Here is a 4,974-nt window from a genome sequence, read left to right as displayed (position 1 = left end):
TACATCAGGTTACAAAAAAATCGCCATATGATTATGGCGATTTGAAAACTATATTAAAAAAAGATTAGGCAATAAATAATAAGTAAATAGCACCGATTACAACAAACAACCCACAAAGACCAAATAATACTTTTGCTAATTTATCCACTTATATCCCCGCTCCTTAAGATAAGCCTGCCCCAATAATATAGGACAAACCAATCGAAATAACCATGGATATGAATCCAACAGCTTTATTATTTTTTTCAATTTCTTCATCAATTTTAAATTTCGGTGTAAGGAATTCGAAGATAAAATAACCAGTTAACAGTAGAAAGAAGCCGAATACTCCCCAGCTGATCATGGTGAAAAGTGAATCATTTATCATGATGGAATGTCTAAAAATATTGGCAATCCCGAATATCTTTCCCCCTGTTGCCATAGCAACCGCTATATTCCCATTTTTGATTTCATCCCAGTTCCGATATTTCGTGACCAATTCGAAAACAGCTAAGAATACGATCATACATAAAATGACAACACTATAATACCCCGCCGTTTGTACAAAATCATTTTCCCAAAATTGGTTCATTTCTTCTCTCCCAATCCGTTATTTAAATTCAACAACCGTTACACCTGATCCGCCTTCGCCTGCTTCACCGAACCGGATTTTTTTGACTGAACGATGATTTCTTAAGTATTCCTGTACACCCTGTCTAAGTGCACCAGTTCCTTTTCCATGTATGATGGAAACACGAGGATAGGCAGCTAGCAGTGCATCATCGATATATTTCTCCACTCGAAGCAGAGCATTTTCATATCGTTCCCCTCGCAGGTCTAGTTCAAGACTAACATGAAAGTCTTTTCCCTTTACAATCGCCATTGGTCTTGTTTCCACTGGTTTTGGACTTTTAATAAACTCCAAATCCTTTTCATTTACCTTCATTTTCAGAATCCCAATTTGTACTTGCCATTCTTTGTCAGATGTCTTATCAATCAGGGTTCCTTTTTGGTCAAAGCTTAAAACCTTTACTTCATCCCCGGGCTTAAATATATGCTTAGCTTTACTTGTAATTAGTTTTTTTGTCTTTTTAATTTTAGGCGCTGCCTCTTCCAGACGTTTCTTTGCTTCAATTAATTCGTGTTCTTTTATCTCTGCTGCTTTTTCGATACGCATTTTTCTTAAATCACGGATGACTTTTTCAGCTTCGGCCTTCGCTTGGTCGATAATAGCTTCGGCCTCTTCTGCCGCTTTTTCATGTAAAGTATCTTTTTGCTCAAAAAATTCGATCATTTGCTTTTGCAAATCTTTATGAAGCATTTCAGCACTTCTTAAAAGGTCACTTGCTTCTTCCTTGTCTGCTTCAGCCTGTTTTCTGCTCTCCTCTAACGAAGCGATCATATTCTCAACCTGATTGCTGTCTGCACTTATATAGGAACGGGCTGTGTCAATCACATCTTCTTGGAGGCCAAGCCTCTTGGAAATTTCAAATGCATTGCTTCGGCCGGGAACCCCTAACAGCAGCTTATATGTCGGGCTAAGTGTATCAATATCAAATTCTACACTCGCATTGATGACTCCTTCCCGATTATAACCATATGCTTTTAATTCAGGATAATGAGTCGTTGCAATGACCCTTGCTCCTCGTTTATATACATAATCTAATATGGAAATAGCAAGAGCGGCCCCCTCTTGAGGGTCTGTTCCTGCACCTAATTCATCAAAGAGAACAAGACTGTTAAAGTCTACCCTATTTAGAATGTCAACAATATTCACCATATGAGAGGAGAAGGTACTAAGACTTTGTTCGATAGATTGTTCATCGCCAATATCTGCATACACAGCATCAAAGACAGCAATTTCAGATCCATCTAAGGCTGGGATTTGCAGTCCGGCTTGGGCCATTAGCGTACATAAGCCAACTGTTTTTAATGTGACGGTTTTCCCTCCGGTATTTGGACCTGTTATAACGATGGTCGAAAAGTCTTTTCCTAATGAAATGTCATTCGCTACTACAACGTCCGCAGGAATAAGCGGATGACGCGCCTTAAATAAAGATATTCTCCCCTCATAATTTACCTTAGGCTTTGATGCTTTCATCCGGTTGCTGTAACGCGCTTTAGCAAACATAAAATCTATTTCGGTTAGAACATCAACAATTGCTTCTAGCTCCGAACTATTTTCTGCTACCTTGCTTGAAAGTTCTATTAAAATCCTTTCAATTTCCTGCTGCTCTTTCACACGAATTCCCTGAAGCTCATTATTTAATTGGACAATCGATTGAGGTTCGATAAATAATGTTTGACCTGAAGAGCTTTGGTCATGGATAATTCCGCCATAATGCCCTTTGTACTCCTGTTTGACTGGAATAACAAAGCGATCATTACGAATCGTAATAATGGCGTCAGAAAGCATCTTCTGCGCATTTGACGAACGGATCATGCTTTCCAGTCTTTCTCTAACCCGGGATTCTTTCGTACGCAATTGATTTCGAAGAGACCGAAGCGTATCACTCGCACTATCCAATACTTCTCCGTTGTCATCTATTGCATTTTTGATCGTTGTTTCCAAATCAGCTAAGACGATAATACGAAGAACATAGCTGCTTAATATAGGTAAATTCTCATTTTCATCTACAAACTCTTCAATAAATCTTTTAATTTGTCTGCTTGCATGAACAGTGCTTGCTACTTGTGTTAATTCATGCGGGCTTAGCATCCCGCCAATGAGTGACCTTTTGACATGCGGCCGTATATTATATATTCCGCCTAGCGGGACGTTGCCTTTAATTCGAAGCACCTTTACAGCTTCATCTGTTTCTTCCTGCCACTGCTGAACTTCTTCAAAATCGACAGATGGCATTAAATGTTCTGCTTTTCTTCTTCCTAACTCAGATGATACATGCTCGAGTAATTGTTCCTTTACTTTATTAAACTCCAGCACTTTAAAAATTCTTTCCTGCATGAGGATGTGACCTCCTATTCGAAATGCAAAAGGACAGCTGAAGCTAACAAGTTCTGCTAGCCTCCTATCTATCCTTATTGTTTATAAATTCCAGCAGCTCTCCAATATCCATGGCGTTAAGGACACTGTTTTTCTTAATCCAGCCTTTTTTTGCTGTCGATACACCGATAGACATATGAGTCAATGTGTCCATCTTATGGGCATCTGTATTAATCACTATTTTCACACCAGCGTCTTGGGCCTTGCGAATATACTGAGGGGCAAGGTCTAGCCTGTTCGGATTTGCATTTAATTCTAAGACAGTATTCGTTTCTTTTGCGAGTTCAATCAATAGATCTATATCTACTTCATAGCCATCCCTTTGGCCAATTTTTCTGCCAGTTGGGTGAGCGATGATGTCAACATGGGGATTCTTCAAGGCTGTTTTTAACCGTTCCATTATTTTTGCTTTCGGCTGGGAAAAGGACGAATGAATAGACGCGATGACGATATCCATTTCCGCAAGTAGTTCATCATCATAATCTAATGTTCCGTCAGGTAAAATATCCATTTCAACACCAGATAAAATAGTTATATCATCGTAGCGTTCATTTAGCCGTTTAATCTCTTCTTTTTGCTTTCTTAAGCGTTCAGAAGTTAATCCATTTGCAACCTTTAAATATTGAGAGTGATCCGTTATGGCAACATATTTATAGCCTCGTGCACGGCAGGCCTCAACCATTTCTTCAATCGTATGGGCACCATCACTCCAAGTCGTGTGCATATGGAGATCACCATTTATATCGGAAAGAGTGATTAAATCCAATTCAGCAGAGTATTCATCTACTTCCTTTCCGTCCTCCCTGATTTCGGGTGGAAAATAAGGGAGCCCGAAATGTGCATAAAACTCCCTTTCAGTTGTAAAAGTGGCAACTTCGCCGGTTTCAATATTTTCTACTCCATATTCACTAATCTTTTCCCCGCGTTCTTTAGCAAGCTGACGCATTCTTACATTATGTTCCTTGGAGCCAGTAAAATGATGAAGCGTAGTTGCAAATTCCTCAGGCATGACTAGACGAAAATCAACGGATATATCATAGCTATGTTCTAGAATGACTGAAACCTTTGTATCCCCAGCCGCAATCGTCTCCTTAATCAGTGGAAGGGCTAATAGTTTTTCTTTTACGACCTCTGGTTTAGTCGTTGCAATGATAAAATCTAAATCCTTAATAGTTTCTCTCATTCTTCTTAAGCTGCCCGCTCGTGAAAAATTCTCAACCTCATCTATGTCATTTAAAACAGATTCGATGGAGTCTGCAATCGGAAGCATATAAGCGAGTGGCAGCCGTTCCGGTCTGCCTCCCACTTGACTTAATGCAGCAAGAATCTTTTCTTCTGATTTTTCCCCAAATCCGGCAAGTTCCCGTACTTGTTTATTTCGGCAAGCCGTTTCCAAGTCAGCTGCATTTTCTATCCCTAGCTCCTTATGCAGCTTCGCAATTTTTTTACCTCCGAGACTAGGCAATTGAAGCAGCGGAATTAATCCTTTTGGCACTTCTTCCTTCAGTTCATTCAAAACAGTTGAATGTCCTAACTCTATATACTCCTCAATGACCGCAGAAGTTCCCTTTCCAATCCCAGAAATTTTCGTAAAATCTTCTATTTCGGTCAAACTCTGATCATTTGCCTCTAATGCAGCAGCCGCTTTACGGAAAGCAGCTATTTTAAAAGGGTTTTCTCCCTTGAGCTCCATATAAATCGCAATCGTTTCTAAGAGCCGAATAGCATCTTTTTTATTAATTCCCATATTGAACACCTACTTTTTTGAAAAACTTGTATTGTGAATATTGTTTCCTATAAATATCAGTTTTTATCTGCTTAAAAAGAAAACTTCTCTGCTTTAGAGAAGTTAAGAAGCTATGTATTCAATCCACATCTCCTTTATAGCCTGAGAAAATATCGGAGTATTTTTTACAATTCCTTTTGCCATAAAGGATTCATTTATGGCATTTTGAATGGAATCTACTGGTACTAATGCTGCTATGTATAAT

The 4,974-nt window shown here is 39.0% G+C and carries 3 protein-coding genes; all 3 read right to left on the bottom strand.

Translation table 11 applies throughout. The features are described 5' to 3' along the window. Positions 1–163 precede the first annotated feature (163 nt). Entirely contained in the window at positions 164–571 is a 408-nt protein-coding gene (locus V7164_RS24710) for a DUF350 domain-containing protein (protein ID WP_335345234.1), read from the bottom strand. Positions 572–589: 18 nt separating this feature from the next. Next, on the bottom strand, positions 590–2,944 hold the full coding sequence (locus V7164_RS24705) for an endonuclease MutS2 (protein ID WP_335345235.1): 2,355 nt from the start codon (positions 2,942–2,944) through the stop codon (positions 590–592). 64 nt (positions 2,945–3,008) lie between these two features. Beyond that, positions 3,009–4,730 (bottom strand): DNA polymerase/3'-5' exonuclease PolX, encoded by a 1,722-nt coding sequence (gene polX, locus V7164_RS24700; protein WP_335355543.1) that lies wholly within the window; start codon positions 4,728–4,730, stop codon positions 3,009–3,011. Positions 4,731–4,974 lie beyond the last annotated feature (244 nt).

This window comes from Bacillus sp. JJ1474, assembly GCF_036965225.1.
In the GTDB taxonomy this organism is placed as follows: Bacteria; Bacillota; Bacilli; order Bacillales; family Cytobacillaceae; genus Cytobacillus.
The sequence above is the reverse complement of the archived record's forward strand: the minus strand, read 5'-3'. Positions and strand labels throughout refer to the sequence as shown.